Consider the following 18456-nt stretch of genomic DNA (forward strand, 5'->3'; position numbering starts at 1 on the left):
CAGACAAATTATGACAGAAAATGAACAATGGCGACCAACGGCCAGTATTCAAAATTTATTAGCCCGTGCCAAAATTATGGCAGAAATTCGCCGCTTTTTTACTGATCGCGGTTTATTAGAAGTAGAAACCCCAATTTTGAGTGAATTTGGGGTAACAGATGTGCATCTTGCCACTTTTAGCACAGAATTTACTTCCCCTTTCAAGCATCAATCGAAAACCCTATGGCTTTCTACTAGCCCAGAATATCCAATGAAACGCCTACTTGCCGCTGGCAGTGGTGCGATTTTTCAGCTTTGCAAAGTGTTCCGTAATGAAGAGTCGGGCAGAAAACATAATCCCGAGTTCACAATGTTGGAATGGTATCGTCCACATTTTGATATGTATCGCCTGATTAACGAAGTTGATGATCTGCTACAACAAATTCTGGATTGCGAACCCGCAGAAAGTATGAGCTATCAATTTGCGTTCCAAGAATATGTCGGGCTTAATCCGCTTTCTGCTTCTCGCGAAGAGTTAATTGCCAAAGCGAAAGATCATCATCTGGAACAAGCGGAAAATGAAGACAGAGATACCTTGCTGCAATTTTTATTCAGCTCTGTGGTTGAACCGAAAATCGGGCAAGAACGCCCCGTCGCTATTTATCATTTCCCTGCAACCCAAGCGGCATTAGCACAAATTAGCTCGGAAGATCATCGCGTGGCGGAGCGTTTTGAGTTTTATTATAAAGGCATTGAGCTGGCGAACGGTTTTAATGAACTCACCGATGCAAATGAACAACGCCACCGCTTCGAGCAAGATAATCGCCAACGTGAAAAGCTCGGTTTACCAACTCGCCAGCTTGACGAACGATTCCTTGCCGCACTTCAAGTTGGCGTGCCAAATTGTGCAGGCGTGGCCCTAGGCGTGGATCGGTTAATTATGATTGCACTAGGCGCTGAAAATATCAGCGAGGTTATTTCATTTAATATAGAAAACGCATAGACACTCAAAAAACGCGTGAAAAACCACCGCACTTTAGTTTCAGATAAAAACTGAAGTGCGGTGGTTTTTCTTTCAAATTGTGATCTTTCTCTCATATTTGAAGAAAATATTCAAATAATTTTATTTTATGGAGCTATTCTTTCATTTCTCATTTGAAGTAATCAAAAAAACATTATTTTTCATATGGTTATAGAATTTAACTATCTTTCCTTTCTGGAGCATTCAAGTTGAAATCTATTTTTAGATCACATTTTTACTTCATTAGGGAGAAACTCTATCTTTTATAACATATTGTTTTTAATAGTGTTTCTTTAAATTGGAAAAAGTTTCCTATTTTTGACAGAAAAAAATAACCTACCTATATTATTTCCAACCGAAATTATTTTGGTTAACTAATATCAGGTTGATGGAAATTCAAGCTTTATTCTGTCGAGCATAATAAGGCCTTAAACAAAGGAAGTTCATTATGAAAAAGACACTTATCGCATTAGCTGTAACAGCAATGATTTCAGCCACCGCAAATGCCACCGTAATCTATGAAAAAGAAGGCACAAAAGTTGATTTAGATGGACGTATGCACTTTGAATTGCGTAATGATTCAGAGCAACGAAATGATTTGCGCGACATTGGCTCTCGTGTACGCGTAAGAGCATATCAAGATGTTGGTGCAGGATTTAAAGTGTTTGGTGGAGCAGAATTACGTTTCTCTCATGGTAACGGTTCTGCCAGCGCTATTGGTGGAAATCTCAGAACTCATCGTCTATTTGCTGGGGTAAGCCAAAAAGATGTGGGTACATTAACCTTTGGCCGTCAATTAAACTTAGGCGATCATATTCCTAAAGCAAATTATACTTATGATGGCGGCGGTAACATTTTCTTTGATGGTCATAAAAAAGCAGCAACATTTATGTCAAATAAATTTGCAGGTTTCCGTTTTGCCGCAGATTATTATTTTGGGCAAGCGAATAAAGCAAATCAAACCTCAAGTGGTACAACTGGCTGGGACGAAGGTCAAGGCTACGGTGTAGGCTTCTTCTATGATAATACTTTTGGTGATGTCGCTGTACGTTTTGGCTCAGGTTATTCATCAGTAACGCAATCAGAAGATGGTACAGAAGCAAAAGAATTTAAACTTAAACGTGGTGGTGTAGGCTTTGATATCACTTACGACAAACTCATCACATTAGGTTTTGACTGGGCATTTGGTAAAGTGTCTAAAACGGGGGTAGAAAGCGGTAATATTGGCTTCCAAAAAGTAGCGGGTTATAAAGCAACATTACATAAAAACAACCGTTTCTTAGTTGGCTTAAAAGTAATGGCAACTCCGCAAAATGCAGTTTATGGGGAATATTATTTCGCAACAGGTAAAAAAGCTGCTCCAACAGCCGACTCATTGAAAATGCGTGGCTGGATGCTTGGTGTAGATCATCGCTTTAATAAAAACTTTGTTGTGTATCTTGAAGGTGGTAAAGGTAAAGTTAAACAAGGTGGTAAAGTACTTAACAAAGATGGAAAAGCAAATCACCGTGTTGCATTGGGAGCACGCTTCCTATTCTAATGTTAATGCTTTGATTTAAACCAATTATAAGAACGAGCCACTATAATTAATTATGGTGGCTCATTGTAGTAAAATAGCCTAAACCAAAACTTGTCCGATAATACTTCGTGTTTCCTCTTTCACTTCTGTGAGTAGCACTTGGATTTTATCACCGATTTTATAGGCTTTCTCGCCTTTGATATAAAGGGCGATTTCGTCTGGGTTTACCTGCATTTCTTCCTTGTTATTGTGAATGGTGGAAGCAGGGATAAACATTGACGCACCGTTTTCTAACAATAATACACGCAAGCCACCACGCATAACATCTTGGATTTCTGCGTCAAATTGAGCGTTACTTTCCACTTTGTCGGCTAAATAACGGCAGTATAGCCAGTCGGCAATATCTCGTTCAATTAAACGGTTTTGACGGCGTGCTTCTTGTAAGCGTTGCAGCACATCGTCTGCTGGTCTGTGATATTCCTGAGTAGTCAGGCTGGCTTTGATTAAACGGTGATTGACCATATCCGAATATTTACGGATTGGTGATGTCCAAGTGGCGTAGCCTTGCAACCCTAAACCAAAGTGCGGGGCAAGATCCGCTTTAAATTCGGCAAAAGTGAGATAGCGGCGCAGGCGCAGTTCAAGATAATCCCCTTCAATGGGTTCAATATCGTGACGCATACGGCAGTAACCTTCGAGAGTGGCCAAGTTTTCGCTAGAATAGCGATCTTTAAGTTCCGCTTCATTTTCTTCATTGGCTAATTGTGAAAGAAGAAATTGCTGTGCAGCCGCAAGATTTTTTTGATCAAAACCGCTGTGCGTGTTGAAAATGCCACATTGTGCCGTTTCATTGAGATATTGTGCTGCACAAATATTGGCTAAAATCATTGATTCTTCCACGATTTGGTTCGCAATGCGGCGATATTCTGCCACAATTTCCGCTACTTTGCCGTTTTCCGCTAATTTAAAGCTGTAATCCGGTTTTTCTTTAAATAATAAAGAGTGGGTTTTGCGCCATTGAATACGCGCAAGGGTAAATTGGTGTAGCAAATCAATTTGATTTTTTGTAGCAGGATCTTCTGGTTGCCACGCATTTTCTTGTTGTTCTAAATAATCTGAAACCTTGTTGTACGCCAACTTCGCCTTAGATTGTACATTGGCGGATTGGAAAACGGGGTTGTTACGAATATTGCCTTGTTGATCAATTTCAATGGTGCAAACCAACGCTGGGCGCATTTCATTTTCCATTAGGGAACAAAGCTCATCAGAAAGCTCACGCGGTAACATTGGAATGTTGAAACCTGGTAGATAATTGGTGAAACAACGCTGCTTGGCTTCTTGTTCAATCAGTGAATTTTCATCAATGTAAGCGGTTGGATCGGCAATTGCCACCACTAATGTCCAGCCTACGGCTTGGCCATTTTCTTCCAAGGTTTCGATATAAAGCGCATCGTCCATATCTTGCGTGCTTTCGCTGTCGATAGTCACGAAATGAAGTGCGGTCAAATCTTCACGAGTTTGTTGATCGAGCATTGTGTAGCTTTCTTGCCCTTGAACAGGGTAGCGCGATTGTTGATGGCGCGCGAGGGTTACCCACCAAGGGGCAAATTCATCGTCTTTTTGGCAAATGAACTGTGTGATTTGAGCGAACAAAAAGCGATCATCACGCAGTGGGTGCGTTTTTAATTCTGCCACCACCCAATCGCCTTCTTGCAGATCTTCCGTTACCGCTTTGGCTTTATTTGCGCCAATGGGTTGATTGATCTGTGGGTGATCCACCAACACTTGCAATTTTTTGTCTTTATTGAACCGCACTTTGGCGATAAAACGGGTTAGCATTGGCTCGAGCAATTCTTCTGGTTCGGCTTGTTCTTTATCGCCAATGGTTTCAATGCGCGCTTTGATTTTATCGCCGTGCATCACTTTTTTCATTGCAGCAGGGGGAATGAAATAGCTTTTTTTCTCTGTTTCTAAAAAGCCGAATGCCTTGTCTGAACCGCGCACCACGCCTTCAACCACAGGTTTGCTATCACGAATTTGCTGTTTTAATTGGGAAAGTAAGGGGTTATTTTGAAACATAATTATTTTTTCTTAATAAACGACAAAAGGCAGACGCATTGGTCTGCCTTATTTTTGTAAAAGTTAAAATTATTCCGCACCTAATTCGCTCATTGCGGTAATGCTGAAACCTGCATCAACGTGCAACACTTCACCCGTTACCCCTGAGGCTAAATCAGAGCATAAGAACGCTGCTGAATTACCCACATCTTCAATGGTTACAGTACGGCGTAATGGGGCGGTGTTTTCAAAGGTTGCTAACATTTTCTTGAAGTTTTTAATGCCAGATGCGGCAAGTGTACGGATTGGGCCAGCTGAAATCGCATTTACACGAATACCGTCTTTACCTAAATCTGCTGCCATTACGCGGGTGCTGGCTTCTAATGAGGCTTTGGCTAAACACATCACATTGTAGTTTGGAATGGCACGCTCCGCACCTAAATAGGTGAGAGTAACAAGCCCTGAATTTGGATTTAACATTGGACGTGCCGCTTGTGCCATTGCTACGAAGCTGTATGCACTGATGTCGTGAGCAATGCGGAAGCCTTCGCGGGTTGCGGCATTGACATAGTCGCCGTCTAATTGATCGCCCGGTGCGAATGCGATCGCGTGAACGAAGCCATCGAATTTTTCCCAATGTTTGCTTAATTCCGCAAAACAGTGAGTGATATTTTCATCGCTCGCTACATCAAGGGGAAGAATGATGTCTGAACCAAATTCTTTGGCAAATTCTTCTACGCGTGGTTTTAATTTATCGTTTAAATAAGTGAAAGCCAGCTCTGCACCTTCACGTTTCATTGCCGCAGCAATCCCATAAGCGATAGAGCGATTGCTCGCTAAGCCTGTAATTAAAATACGTTTACCAGTTAAGAAACCCATTTTTTATTCCTATTTGTGATGAAAAAATTGTGCATAGTATAAGGGAAAAGTGGTGTTTATACAAAGCTGACCTGAAAATTCGCAAAATTTACACCGCACTTTGCTTTCCCATTTTTTATGCGGGATTGTAAATATCTTTAAACTCCACATCAAAACCGTGATTTTCCGCGAGCCATTCGCCTAAGGCTTTCACGCCGTAACGCTCGGTGCAATGGTGGCCTGCAGCGAAGAAATTAATGCCTTGTTCACGCGCAGAATGAATGGTTTGCTCGGAAACTTCGCCCGTAATAAAGGCATCAAGCCCATGCTGTGCGGCAAGATCAATATAGCCTTGTCCGCCACCAGTGCAAATTCCCACGCTGTGGATTAAGTGCGGTGCATTTTCGCCACAAAAAAGGGGCTTACGCTGTAATTGCTGTTCAATGCGTTGCGCCAATGCTTCACCGCTAATCGGTGTTTTCAACTTGCCATAAACGGGAATGCTGAATTTTCCTTGTTCCAACGGTTGCAGATCTTCAATGCCAAGCAATGCTGCAAGCTGTGCGTTATTGCCCAGTTCTGGGTGAACATCAAGGGGCAAATGATAGGCATAAAGATTAATATTATTTTGCAATAATGCCTTGATGCGCTTGCCTTTCATTCCACGAATACAGGGATTTTCACTTTTCCAAAAATAACCATGGTGTACCAAAATGGCATCAGCATTTTGCGCAATGGCATAATCAATCAAGGCTTGGCTTGCGGTTACACCAGTAATGATTTTTTTCACCTGCTCTCTGCCTTCCACTTGCAAACCATTGGGAGCATAGTCAGAAATCGCCGCTGCGTTAAGTTTTTCGTTAAGAAGTTGTTCTAGGGCTAAATTATTCATTTTGTTGCCATTTCATAATAAAGGGAAAGATCATAGCTAACCTTTCCCTATTTGATTAAAAATTATCCTTTATGCTTCATCGCTGGGAATAAAATCACATCACGGATTGATGGGGCGTTAGCGAAAAGCATTGCTAAGCGGTCGATGCCTAAGCCTTCGCCAGCGGTTGGTGGTAAACCGTGTTCAAGTGCGGTAACAAAATCGTCATCTTTGAACATCGCTTCATCATCGCCTGCTTCTTTTGCTGCAACCTGCGCATCAAAGCGTTCAGCCTGATCTTCTGCATCGTTAAGCTCTGAGAAGCCGTTACCAATTTCGCGGCCACCGATAAATAGTTCAAAACGATCGGTCACTTCTGGGTTTTCATCATTACGGCGTGCTAATGGTGAAATTTCCGCAGGGTGAGCCATTAAGAACGTTGGCTGAATTAAGTGATGTTCTGCCACTTCTTCAAAAATGGCATTGACGATCGAGCCTAAGCCCCAAGATTTTTGTACTTCAATGCTAAGTTTGGAAGCCAAGGCTTTGGCACGATCGAGGTCGTACAGATCCTCTTTCACGATACCTTTATCCGAACCGTGTTTTAAGATCGCCTCGTGCATTGTGATTCGCTCGAACGGTTTGCCAAAATCAAATTCATAATCACCGTAAGGGACGATGGTTGTGCCTAAAATATCTAAGGCCAACTTGCGTAATAACTCTTCGGTGTTATCCATTAAATCGTGGTAGTCCGCATAGGCTTGATAGTACTCGATCATCGTAAACTCTGGGTTATGACGCACCGATACGCCTTCGTTACGGAAGTTACGGTTTAGCTCAAACACACGCTCAAAGCCACCAACAACAAGGCGTTTGAGATAAAGTTCTGGCGCAATACGCAGATACATATCAATATCTAAAGCATTGTGATGGGTCACAAATGGACGTGCTGCCGCACCGCCTGGGATCACTTGCAACATTGGTGTTTCTACTTCAATAAAGCCTTTGCTGATGAAATATTCACGCATTCCTGCAATTACTTTTGAACGGATAATAAAAGTGCGGCGAGACTCTTCGTTAGAAATAAGATCCAAATAACGCTGACGATAACGCATTTCTTGATCCGCGAGACCGTGGAATTTATCTGGCAATGGACGCAATGCCTTGGTTAAAAGCTGTACTTCGCTAGCGCGCACGGTAAGCTCATTGGTTTTGGTTTTGAATAGCGTCCCTTTCACGCCCACAATATCGCCCAAATCCCAGTTGCCCACGTCATCGGCATAAACGCCTTCAGGCAGGTTGTCGCGTGCAATATAAAGCTGAATACGGCCGCTCATATCTTGCAAGGTAACGAAAGTTGCTTTACCCATAATACGGCGTGTCATAATACGTCCTGCCACTTTCACTTCCACACCTTGTTCTTTCAAGGCTTCGCCATCAACCTCATCATATTGTTGATGTAAATCCTGCGCAAGCGCATCACGGCGGAAGGTATTGGGAAACGCATTGCCTTTTTGACGCAACGCCGCTAATTTTTCACGGCGAACCAGCATTTCACCGTTTAAATCTAATTCTTGGGTTTGTTCTGTCATTTTGTTTTACCTTTAAATTTCAGTGATTATTTTATTGTTCTATTATAGCCCAGCCTTCAAACTCGCCTCAATAAATCTGTCCAAATCGCCGTCTAGTACGGCTTGGGTGTTGCGGTTTTCTATGCCCGTACGCAAATCTTTGATGCGTGAATCATCTAACACATAAGAACGAATTTGGCTGCCCCAACCAATGTCGGATTTGTTGTCTTCCATTGCTTGTTTTTCCGCATTTTGCTTTTGTAGCTCCAATTCGTAGAGCTTGGCTTTGAGCTGTTTCATCGCCTGATCTTTATTTTTATGCTGTGAACGATCGTTTTGACATTGCACCACAATACCGCTTGGAATATGGGTAATTCGCACCGCACTTTCGGTTTTATTCACGTGCTGACCGCCCGCACCTGAGGCGCGATACACATCAATGCGTAAATCCGCAGGATTGATTTCAATATCAATATCGTCATCAATTTCAGGGTACACAAAAGCGGCGCTGAAAGAGGTGTGGCGGCGGTTGTTGGAATCAAACGGGCTTTTTCGCACAAGGCGATGAATGCCTGTTTCAGTGCGTAGCCAGCCAAATGCGTATTCGCCAGAAATGCGAATAGTGGCCGATTTTATGCCTGCCACATCGCCGTCTGAAACTTCCATTAATTCTGTTTTAAAGCCTTTGCTTTCCGCCCAACGTAAGTACATTCGCAATAGCATTTCTGTCCAGTCTTGAGCTTCCGTACCGCCTGAACCTGCTTGCAGATCCACATAGCAATCGGCACTGTCGTGTACACCGCTGAACATTCGGCGAAATTCAAGCCCTGCGAGTTTTTGTTCTAGCTCGTCTAATTCGGCGACAGCTTCGTTGAAGGTGGCTTCGTCTTCCGCTTCAATGGCGAGTTCAAGCAAGCCGTCCACATCGTCTAACCCTTGTTGCAGGTTGTTGATGGTATTCACCACGCTTTCAAGGCTGGCACGCTCTTTGCCGAGCGCTTGCGCTTTTTCTGGCCCATTCCATACATCAGGCTGTTCAAGTTCAGCATTGACTTCTTCTAACCGTTCGACTTTGCTATCAAAGTCAAAGATACCCCCTAAGGGTTGCCGTGCGTTCAGTGAGATCGGCAATTTTATTTTTGATTGGATTAATTTCAAACATAAATTCAGTTCTATCTAATTTTGCATATAAGAGCCGAATTATATGCTATTTTAGCCCAATTTGGTAGGTCAATTATGTTGAAAGCCTTTTCCTATTAGCTTGTTGATTGGGCTTGTGATAAAATCCGCCTTTCACAAGGAATAGACATCAGGAAAGAAAAATGAAGAAAATCATTACCGCACTTTCGTTAGCCGCGTTGTCCGTCTATGCCGTGGCAAGCGATGCACAAATTGAAGCGCAATTAAAAAAACTTGGCGTATCACAAATGGAAATTAAGTCATCGCCGATCAATGGCTTAAAAACAGTTATCAGCAACGAAGGCATTTTTTACGCTTCCGAAGACGGCAAATATGTGCTGCAAGGTCAGCTATATGAGCTAACTGATAAAGGTGCGGTGGATTTAACAGGAAAATTTTTGCTAGATAAATTAAATAGTTATAAAAATGAAATGATTGTTTATCCGGCAAAAAATGAAAAATATGTGGTAACCGTATTTATGGATATTACCTGCCATTATTGCCACTTATTACATCAACAACTTAGTCAGTATAATGATTTAGGCATCACCGTTCGTTACCTTGCATTTCCGCGCGGTGGCTTAAATAACAATACAGCAAAACAAATGGAAGCCATTTGGCAAGCGAAAGATCCTGCACAAGCTTTAAATGAAGCGGAAAAAGGCAACTTGCCGAAAACTTTGAAAAATGCTGATATCGTGAAGAAACACTATGAACTTGGTGTGCAATTTGGTGTGCGCGGCACGCCAAGCATTGTTACGCCGAAAGGTGAGCTTATCGGTGGTTATTTACCACCAAAAGAATTGCTTAAAGCCTTGCAAGAAGAATAGGTATAATACAAATTATGAAAAATTTCTTATATACCCATTTAATCTAGATGATCTTTTGTGGGTTCCCTTCAGTCTTGCCCGAATGGAAGTTAGATTTTTAGGCGAAAAAAATTGTAATTTTGTGTAGCGGAGCGAAACAAAATCTCTTTTTTCGCCGCTTGGAAAATCTAACTGGAATGAGGAAAAGCGAGACTGTAGGGTGTGCTTTCTTTTGCCTACTTTGCTTTGCACAAGCAAAGAAAAGTAGGTCGCCCTTTTAGGGCGAAACCTAAAATGTGTTTAAGGATTTTATTTCGTGATCAAAACAATCCAACGCCGCCCCATTAGCACAGCACAGCCGATTAGCGATCACCCTTTGCTTGATCGTCTTTATCGTGCGCGCCAAATCGAAAATCCGCAACAATTAGACCGCACTTTGAAAGCGATGCTTTCGCCACACGCGTTATTCGGTATGGATAAGGCAGCGGAATTGTTGGCACAAGCGCGTATGGCGCAAAAAAATATTGTGATCGTGGGGGATTTTGATGCCGATGGCGCAACTAGTACGGCGTTAACCGTAGTGGCGTTACGTCAGCTTGGTTTCCAACAAGTGGATTATCTTGTGCCAAACCGTTTTGAGCAAGGCTATGGCTTAAGCGTTGAGGTGGCAAAGCAGGCGCTAGAAAAAAATGTGGAAGTGCTAATCACAGTGGATAATGGCATTTCTTCCTTTGAAGGTGTGGCATTTTTGAAACAACAAGGCGTGCAAGTGGTGGTGACAGATCACCATTTACCTAGCGAAATGTTGCCTGAAGCTGATGCCATTGTGAACCCGAATTTAGCGCAATGCGATTTCCCGTCTAAATCCTTAGCTGGCGTGGGTGTGGCGTTTTATGTGATGTTGGCATTACGCGCTAAATTACGCGAAAAAGGCTTATTTGATAGCAAAACTCAGCCTAATTTCACCGAATTACTTGATTTAGTGGCACTTGGCACAATTGCTGATGTAGTTCCGCTTGATCAAAATAACCGCATTTTAGCCTATCAAGGTTTACAGCGTATCCGTGCAGGGCATTGCCGCTATGGGATTCAGGCCTTGGCGGAAGTGGCGAATCGTGATATGAGCCGTTTCAGTGCATCAGATTTAGGCTTTGCCATTGCGCCACGTTTAAATGCTGCAGGGCGTTTGGATAATATGTCGGTGGGCGTGGAATTGTTATTGGCTGAAGATATGCCCTCCGCCCGTGCTTTGGCATTGGAGCTAGATGGCTTGAACCAAACGCGCAAAGAAATTGAGCAAGAAATGAAATTAGAAGCGCTAGAAATTTGCCGAAAATTGACCGCACTTACGCCACCGTTGCCCACTGGCATTGTGCTGTATCAGGCGGATTGGCATCAAGGTGTATTGGGGATTTTAGCTTCAAGATTGAAAGATCAATTTCATCGTCCTGTGATTGCTTTTGCACAAGATCAAGCTGGCGTGCTTAAAGGCTCGGCACGCTCCATTGAGGGGCTGCACATTCGTGATGCGTTGGAACGGTTGCATTCTCGCCACCCTGACATCATTTTGAAATTTGGCGGACACGCAATGGCAGCGGGATTGAGCATTCAAGAAGAAAAATTTAGTGATTTTCAGCGCCTATTTAACGAGGTGGTGGAAGAGTGCCTAGACGAAAAAGATCTACAAGGCATTGTGTGGACGGACGGCGAACTGGCAAGCCAGTTTATGAATTTGGATACTGCCGAGCTTCTCAAACAATCAGGACCTTGGGGGCAAGCCTTCCCAGAGCCAACGTTTGACGGCGAATTTAAATTGCTTCAGCAACGTTTAGTGGGGGAAAAACACCTCAAAATGATGCTTGAACCCCAAAATGGCGGGCCATTACTCGATGCCATCGCCTTTAATGTGGATACGCGTTATTATCCTGATCTTTCGTTAAAAAGGGTGAAATTAGCTTATAAATTGGACGTCAATGAATATCGCGGACAACGCAATATTCAACTGTTGGTGGATTATATTGAACCTTTGGCTGAGTAGCGTAATCTGATGTGGCGATTAATTTTCTTTATCACAGGGCTTAGTTTTTTGCTTGCGCAAAGCGCAAGAGCGGAAAGCGAAACGCCACCCACCTTACAAATTAATCAATTTGAAGATGGACGGGATTATTTTTCCTACGAAGAACCGCTAGCCATTCCCACGCGCGCAGATCATAAAATTCTGTTGCAATTTTTCTTTGATTACGATTGCCGAGTCTGTTCCGTGGCGCAGGATATTCTTAATTTATATAGCCAAATTAACCGTGATAACGTTGTGCTTATTGAAACGCCCGTGGCAACGGCAAAAGCGAATTTAACGGCAAATATTTTTTATGCCCTACAAGCAATGAATGCGGAAAATGTGTCGGATTTATTGTTGTTTGAAAGCTCAGAAAAACAGCGTTACACCGAATTATCTCGCTTTTCCAACTTGCTAAAATGGCTGCAAGAACAACACATTGATACAGAACAATTTCGCAAATTATATCATTCAGCAGGCGTGCGTTTGCAGGTGCGTGATGCCATTCAACTGACCGAAGATTATGGCGTGTTTACCTATCCTTATTTAATTGTAGAAGGAAAATATGTGCTGACTGCAAGCACGCTTTATAACGATGATTACAGCTTTGCGGTGCTAGATTTTTTAATTAACAAACTATTACAAGAGAAAAAACAATGAAAATCGGAATTGTAGGTGCAATGGCACAAGAAGTGGCTTATTTATCTGAGCTAATGGAAAATAAAACCACCACGCAAATTGGCGGCGCGACTATTTACCAAGGCTCGATTAACGGCAAAGACATTGCCTTATTGCAATCGGGCATTGGCAAAGTAGCCGCTGCAATGGGAACAACGGCGTTATTACAACTCGCAAAACCTGATGTGATTATTAACACTGGCTCGGCAGGTGGCGTGGCGCAAGGGCTAAAAGTGGGCGATGTGGTGATTTCAACCCAAACTGCTCACCACGATGCCGATGTTACCGCATTCGGCTATGAAAAAGGTCAGCTACCAAATTGCCCAGCGCGTTTTAATTCTGACGAAAATCTCACCGCTCTTGCGCAAAAAGTGGCGACTGCCCAAGGACAAAAAGTGCATAAAGGCTTAATCTGCTCGGGCGACAGTTTTATCCACGGCGGCGAACCCTTAGCACAAATTAAACAAGATTTTACTGATGTGTTGGCAGTCGAAATGGAAGCCGCCGCCATTGCCCAAGTGTGCCACGCTTTCAACGTGCCTTTTGTTGTGGTACGTGCAATTTCTGATAGCGGAGATGGTGAAGCCAGTATGTCCTTTGAAGAATTTCTCCCCCTCGCCGCCAAACAATCCTCCGCAATGGTTTTGGCGATGATTGATGCGTTGTCATAATTTAAGCGATAAAAGACAGAAAAAAGTAATAGCAAGAAGCCTTAGTATTTTTATAGCTAAGGCTTTTTTAATTTTGTGCTTTCAAAAATGGCAATAGCAATAATGCGATAAGAAAGGCACAGCAAGAAATCACCACAAAAAAACCATTCCAATGGAAATATTGCATTACTACCGCGAGCGGATAGCCTGATAGTGCAGCCCCTAAATAAGCAAATAGACCGATAAACCCTGTGGCTGCGCCGGGGGATTTTTTATGTGAACATTCAGCCGCCGCCATTCCGATAAGCATCTGCGGGCCAAATACAAAAAATCCAATAGAAAAAAACACCGCACTTTGCAAAATAAAGATTTCTTGCACCATTAACCATAGTGCCAAAATGGAAAAGAAAATACCAATGGCAAATAATAATGCCATTGGGCCACGATTACTGGAAAATAATTTATCTGATCCCCAACCAGCAACTAACGAGCCTAAAATACCACCAATTTCAAATAAAGAAATTGCACTATTAGCAGATACCAAATCGTAATGATACTTTTCAGTTAAATAAATATTTCCCCAGTCATTAATTGCGGTTCTTACAATATAAACAAGGGTATAACTTAGCGCCAAAAGCCAAATATATTTATTTAGGAAAACATAGCGATATAATATTTGTTGCCAAGAAAGATCTTTTCCCTCTTGCTCTTGAATTAACTCTAATTTATCTCTACGCCATTGCCCTATACTTGGTAAACCAAGGGATTCTGGCGTACCTCGTAAACGTAGAGCAAGGAATAAGGCAATAAAAATAGTGATAATTCCTGCAATAATAAAGCCATAACGCCAACTGTAATGCAAGGTTACATAGCCGATAATTAACGGAATTAATGCACCACCCACGTTGTGAGCCGTATTCCAAACCGACCACCAAGCACCCCGCTCTGTGCGCGAATACCAAGTGGTGAGTAATTTAGAACAAGCTGGCCAGCCCCAACCTTGAAACCACGCATTGAGAATCCACAAACTCATAAAAACCAATAATGAACTTGATAACCCAAAGAAAATATTAATTACGCCACTAAAAAATAAGCCAATCGCCATAAAATAGCGTGGATTACTACGGTCAGAAAATATCCCTGATAAAAATTTAGAAATGCCGTAAGTAATATAAAATGCAGTAGTCATCATTCCAATATCATTTTTATCAATACCTAAATCAGCAATTAATGCAGGGACGGCATAGTTAAAACTTTTTCGTGTAAAATAAAAGCCTGCATAGCCAATATACATCGCAAACATTAAATGAATGCGCCAATATTGATAACGTTGATTGATTTGTTGTTGTGTTTCTGTATTCATTAATTAATCCAAGGTAATTCCACAAAAATACTTGTGCCACTTTGTTGCTGTTTTGTCCATTTTAGAGAATGAATATCAAATTTCCCGCCTAACATTGCAACACGTTCTTTCATTCCTTTTATGCCTAAACCAGTATGATTGATTTTAGATAGATCAAAACCAATGCCATTATCCTGAATATGTAATGTGATTTTTTCATCAATATTCAAATAAATATTAACTTCTGTTGCTCCAGAATATTTCTTTATATTATTTAATGCCTCTTGGCATAAGCGATATAAGGTGATTTCCAGTAAATGGGAAAGTATCCTATTTTTAGGGTTGTTACAAAGTAAATGAATTTGTGTATTTTGGCTGGCAAAATCTAATTCAATAAACAGATTTTGTAGGGCTTCTTGCAAATTAAGATCATCTAAAATACGCGGACGGATTTTATTAATTAAGCCTTTAATACTATCGTAAATATTCAGAGATAATTGCTCAATAATTTGTGAGAGTTTTTCATATTCTGGTGTTTTTCCAATTCGTTTTAAAATGCTCGCTTGCGTTCTAATTGCGGTAATGTTTTGTCCAATTTCATCGTGTAATTCTCTTGAAATTTCTTTTCTAATTTCTTCTTCACGATGAATTAATTGTTGGGTTAAATATTGGTTTCTTGCTAATTCTTGGCTTAAATGTTGATTTAAATCGCGTTGATGTTGAATGCCTAAACCAAGGAAAATCCCTGTAATGGTTTGTGCGGAAAGCGTAAGTAATAAATCCGTTAATTCTATGTTAGAAAAATGGTGAGTTGTACTAATCAATGCCAAACTATTTAATAAGATCCCGAGTAGCGCCCCTTGCCAGCCATAACGGAAAGCAAGCAAGATAATCGGAATGGATAAGAAAAACAGCGAAAAACGATTAAAAGATTCAGGCAAATCTGTCTGAATATAAATGTTTAAGACAAAGAGTAAAAGATAAATGATGATAGGCTTAGATCTTAAGCTAATAGGTTTTCTAATCAGGCTAGAAGTTAGCGGCAGCCATTTTATTTCAAACAGGAAATAATAAATTAAATAACAAATTGGAATAATTAGCACCGCACTTGAGAAACTAACCAAAAAGGTGAAATAAAAACTTTCAGCGCCAATAAAGTAGAGTGCATTAATTAGGCTGAGTAATGTAATTAATAGACCTTGTAGCAATAAGCAGCGTAATTGGCTGCCAAAATAGTATTTTTTAAAGATAAGCAATAGTGGAATATTTAGTAATCCAAGGAAAATGATAGAGAATGTATTATTTTCAGGAAATGCAATATAGAGTAATAGTAAAATGCTATACTCGGCAAGATAAATGGAAAACCAATATTTTATTTTTGTATGAATGAGAATGCCAATGCGTAGCGCAAAAGGAAAAAATAAAAAAGAAAGCAGCGGATCTTCTAATAAATAATTAGAAATAATCCATAAACAAAAATAGGCTGGCGCAACAAAAAAGCAGCTATAAATAAAAAAGAAAATTGTGTTCATTTTATCCTTTACTATGGAAGAAATTCGCCAATTCAACGTTATTCTTCACATTTAACTTGCTCATTGCATTGGCACGATGAACGTGAACAGTTTTTATGCTCAATGATAATTCTGCCGCAATTTCTTTCACTGTTAGCCCTTTGGAGAGTAATTCACAGACTTCTTGTTCACGTTTTGTGAGTTGGGCGAGGGTATTTTTAATCGGCGTATTGACGAGTTTTAAGGTGAGCTCTGGCATAAGATAAACACCACCAGCATAAACCGTTCTAACTGCTTGAATTAATTCATCAGGGCTACAACGTTTGCTTAAGTAGCCTTTTGCGCCCAATTCAAGGGCTTTTTTCACCATAAATTCAGAATCGTTTACGCTTAACATTATGCAATGAATGCCTTGCGGAATATCGGGTAATAATTCCAAACCACCTTCATCGGGCATAGAAATATCCATAATGCAAACATCAGGCTTTAGGCGCGGTAAATTTTGACGAGTTTCTTTGGCCGAACCAAATTCGCCTACGATACGCATATCTGGCTCTAAAGACAGCAGTTGAGAGAAGCCCGAACGCACTACAAGATGATCATCAACTAACACGATATTAATCATTTTTATCCTAGCCATAAGGCGTTAAGCAAAGTGGGAGAGCATTGTACTCCAATAAAAAAATTATGCAGTGAAAATCTCACTGCATAATTGTAAAGAACATTAAAAAATTAAGTGCGGTGCAAAATTATTGCGTTTTTGCAATTATTGTGCTTTTTTTAGGCGGCGAATTTTCTTCTCTTCCGCAATTGCCACGAAAGCGAGCAACACCATACACACAATTGCAGAAGTATTTAATGCAGCGAATGTCCCCGCCCAGCCTGTTAAGCCGAAAATTGGCGTACCATCTGCAATCATTCCTAAACCTAATTTTGCAAAGCTATCACCGATTAAGTAAGCGAATGTACCTTTCACACCGTCAGCAACGGCAATGGCTTTTTTCGGTACGAAACCAACTGCCGCAACGCCGATTAATAATTGTGGCCCGAATACCAAGAAACCTAGCACGAATAATGAAATTAAATACATATATTCGTTGGTCGCAAATTGATAAAACTCAAGGGTGAATACGATTAAAACCAACGCAACACAAGCGGTTAAACCACGTCTTCCGTTGGCTAAATCGGATAAGAATCCCCACAAGAATGTGCCAACTAATGCGCCCACTTCAAATAGGGCAAAGCCAGAAATTGCGGCATCTTTTGAGAAGCCAAGTTCTTGGTAAGCATAAACTGGCGACCACTGATCGATCCCAATTCGTACGATATAAAGGAAAATATTGGCAAAGCAAAGTAACCAAATCACTTTATTTTTCAAAATATAACGCACGAAAATTTGCCATTTTGTAAGCTGATTTTCTTCTGCATCACGATCTTCTTCGCTGATTTCTTCACCAAATAATTCTTCCGCTGTACCAAGCCCATAAGCTTCTGGGGAATCTGAACCATAGCGTAATCCCACAAAGCCCACAATTAACGCAATGATAGAAGGGAAGATGAACATTCCGATAACGTGTCCGTCAAATAGCACATTCGCACCGAATAACGCCACGCCCGCTGCCGCTGCACCGCCCACGTTGTGGGATAAATTCCAGAAGCCAAGGAATGAACCACGTTTTTTGCGTGGTGTCCATTTGGTAATGGTGGAATAGCTTGATGAACCGCCCGTACTTTGGAAGAAACCACTTAACGAATAGAATGCGATCATTAAGAATAATGCCACGCTGCCACCGCCCATACTTGCACTAAAACCAAGCATACAAAGGGCAGAAAGGATCAGCATAAACGGCACGAATTGTTTGGTGTTTTTCCCATCGGCATAGTAGGAAACAAGGGTTTTCCCAATTCCGTAAGCCACAGAAAAGCCAAGCCCAATCATTCCCAGTTGGGTTTTGGTGAGTCCATAGGTTTCGATCATATCATTTTGCGCAACGTTAAAATTCTTACGAATTAAATACATCGCCATATAACCGATAAACACCACTAAATAAGATTGCATAAAGGGCTTAAACCACATTTTGCGTCTTTCTTCCACAGGAAGATTTAGCACAGGTTTACGCACCTGTTGTAAAAATTTGAACATAATTTCCTCAATTAAAAAATGAAAGTGCGGTCAAATTTTAATGAGATTTTGCTCTTCTGCCTTGAGATGAGTGCTTAAAGGATTTAGGAAAATTTCCTAGTTTTAGGAAGTTTGGAATATTTTTGTGAGATAGATCACATTTTTGTAAAAATCACGAAAAATCTGACCGCACTTTATTTTGAAGGGCAAAACAATAGGCCGCTTGTCGCAG

General features: G+C 41.2%; 15 protein-coding genes. 6 read left to right on the forward strand and 9 right to left on the reverse strand.

Annotation, left to right across the window (positions count from 1 at the left end):
- The first annotated feature begins 10 nt into the window (after window positions 1-10).
- Entirely contained in the window at window positions 11-982 is a 972-nt protein-coding gene (gene epmA / locus ACNAV8_RS00435; protein ID WP_103855775.1) for an elongation factor P--(R)-beta-lysine ligase, read from the forward strand.
- Between the two features lie 466 nt (window positions 983-1448).
- The gene (locus ACNAV8_RS00440; protein ID WP_415777012.1) at window positions 1449-2540 is read left to right on the forward strand and encodes a porin; all 1092 of its coding nucleotides are present in this window, start codon (window positions 1449-1451) and stop codon (window positions 2538-2540) included.
- Between the two features lie 78 nt (window positions 2541-2618).
- Here ACNAV8_RS00440 and rnb read toward each other — a convergent pair whose 3' ends face one another.
- The 5 genes from rnb to prfB form a co-directional block, all read right to left on the reverse strand.
- On the reverse strand, window positions 2619-4598 hold the full coding sequence (gene rnb / locus ACNAV8_RS00445; protein ID WP_103855776.1) for an exoribonuclease II: 1980 nt from the start codon (window positions 4596-4598) through the stop codon (window positions 2619-2621).
- Between the two features lie 69 nt (window positions 4599-4667).
- The gene (locus ACNAV8_RS00450; RefSeq protein WP_035685113.1) at window positions 4668-5456 is read right to left on the reverse strand and encodes an SDR family oxidoreductase; all 789 of its coding nucleotides are present in this window, start codon (window positions 5454-5456) and stop codon (window positions 4668-4670) included.
- A gap of 115 nt (window positions 5457-5571) precedes the next feature.
- The gene (locus ACNAV8_RS00455; RefSeq protein ID WP_103855777.1) at window positions 5572-6327 is read right to left on the reverse strand and encodes a Nif3-like dinuclear metal center hexameric protein; all 756 of its coding nucleotides are present in this window, start codon (window positions 6325-6327) and stop codon (window positions 5572-5574) included.
- Between the two features lie 62 nt (window positions 6328-6389).
- Entirely contained in the window at window positions 6390-7898 is a 1509-nt protein-coding gene (gene lysS / locus ACNAV8_RS00460) for a lysine--tRNA ligase (RefSeq protein ID WP_103855778.1), read from the reverse strand.
- Between the two features lie 42 nt (window positions 7899-7940).
- A protein-coding gene (gene prfB, locus ACNAV8_RS00465) for a peptide chain release factor 2 (protein WP_103855779.1) occupies window positions 7941-9039 on the reverse strand; the annotation gives its coding sequence in 2 pieces (ribosomal slippage) (window positions 7941-8963 and window positions 8965-9039; 1098 coding nt in all).
- Window positions 9040-9199: 160 nt separating this feature from the next.
- Between prfB and dsbC the strand changes: the two genes are divergently transcribed.
- From dsbC to ACNAV8_RS00485, 4 genes are all read left to right on the forward strand, one after another.
- The gene (dsbC, locus tag ACNAV8_RS00470; protein WP_103855780.1) at window positions 9200-9886 is read left to right on the forward strand and encodes a bifunctional protein-disulfide isomerase/oxidoreductase DsbC; all 687 of its coding nucleotides are present in this window, start codon (window positions 9200-9202) and stop codon (window positions 9884-9886) included.
- Window positions 9887-10181: 295 nt separating this feature from the next.
- On the forward strand, window positions 10182-11903 hold the full coding sequence (gene recJ / locus ACNAV8_RS00475; RefSeq protein ID WP_103855643.1) for a single-stranded-DNA-specific exonuclease RecJ: 1722 nt from the start codon (window positions 10182-10184) through the stop codon (window positions 11901-11903).
- A 9-nt stretch (window positions 11904-11912) separates the two neighbouring features.
- The gene (locus ACNAV8_RS00480; RefSeq protein ID WP_415777013.1) at window positions 11913-12581 is read left to right on the forward strand and encodes a thiol:disulfide interchange protein DsbA/DsbL; all 669 of its coding nucleotides are present in this window, start codon (window positions 11913-11915) and stop codon (window positions 12579-12581) included.
- Complete coding sequence (locus ACNAV8_RS00485) at window positions 12578-13270, forward strand: 5'-methylthioadenosine/adenosylhomocysteine nucleosidase (RefSeq protein WP_103855642.1); 693 nt, start codon at window positions 12578-12580, stop codon at window positions 13268-13270. The genes ACNAV8_RS00480 and ACNAV8_RS00485 overlap by 4 nt, the downstream gene beginning before the upstream one ends.
- A gap of 67 nt (window positions 13271-13337) precedes the next feature.
- On the opposite strand, the gene uhpC is transcribed toward ACNAV8_RS00485, so the two are convergent.
- From uhpC to uhpT, 4 genes are all read right to left on the reverse strand, one after another.
- Complete coding sequence (gene uhpC, locus ACNAV8_RS00490) at window positions 13338-14612, reverse strand: MFS transporter family glucose-6-phosphate receptor UhpC (protein ID WP_415777014.1); 1275 nt, start codon at window positions 14610-14612, stop codon at window positions 13338-13340.
- The gene (uhpB, locus tag ACNAV8_RS00495; RefSeq protein WP_415777015.1) at window positions 14612-16123 is read right to left on the reverse strand and encodes a signal transduction histidine-protein kinase/phosphatase UhpB; all 1512 of its coding nucleotides are present in this window, start codon (window positions 16121-16123) and stop codon (window positions 14612-14614) included. Before uhpB ends, uhpC begins: the two co-directional genes overlap by 1 nt.
- A 1-nt stretch (window position 16124) precedes the next feature.
- Window positions 16125-16727: a response regulator gene (locus tag ACNAV8_RS00500; protein ID WP_103855641.1), complete on the reverse strand. Its 603-nt coding sequence runs from the start codon at window positions 16725-16727 to the stop codon at window positions 16125-16127.
- A 141-nt stretch (window positions 16728-16868) separates the two neighbouring features.
- Window positions 16869-18245, reverse strand: coding sequence for a hexose-6-phosphate:phosphate antiporter (gene uhpT / locus ACNAV8_RS00505; RefSeq protein WP_046098405.1), 1377 nt, complete (start codon window positions 18243-18245; stop codon window positions 16869-16871).
- Between the last annotated feature and the right edge of the window lie 211 nt (window positions 18246-18456).

The organism is Avibacterium endocarditidis (assembly GCF_965138825.1).
Taxonomy (GTDB): Bacteria; Pseudomonadota; Gammaproteobacteria; order Enterobacterales; family Pasteurellaceae; genus Avibacterium; species Avibacterium endocarditidis.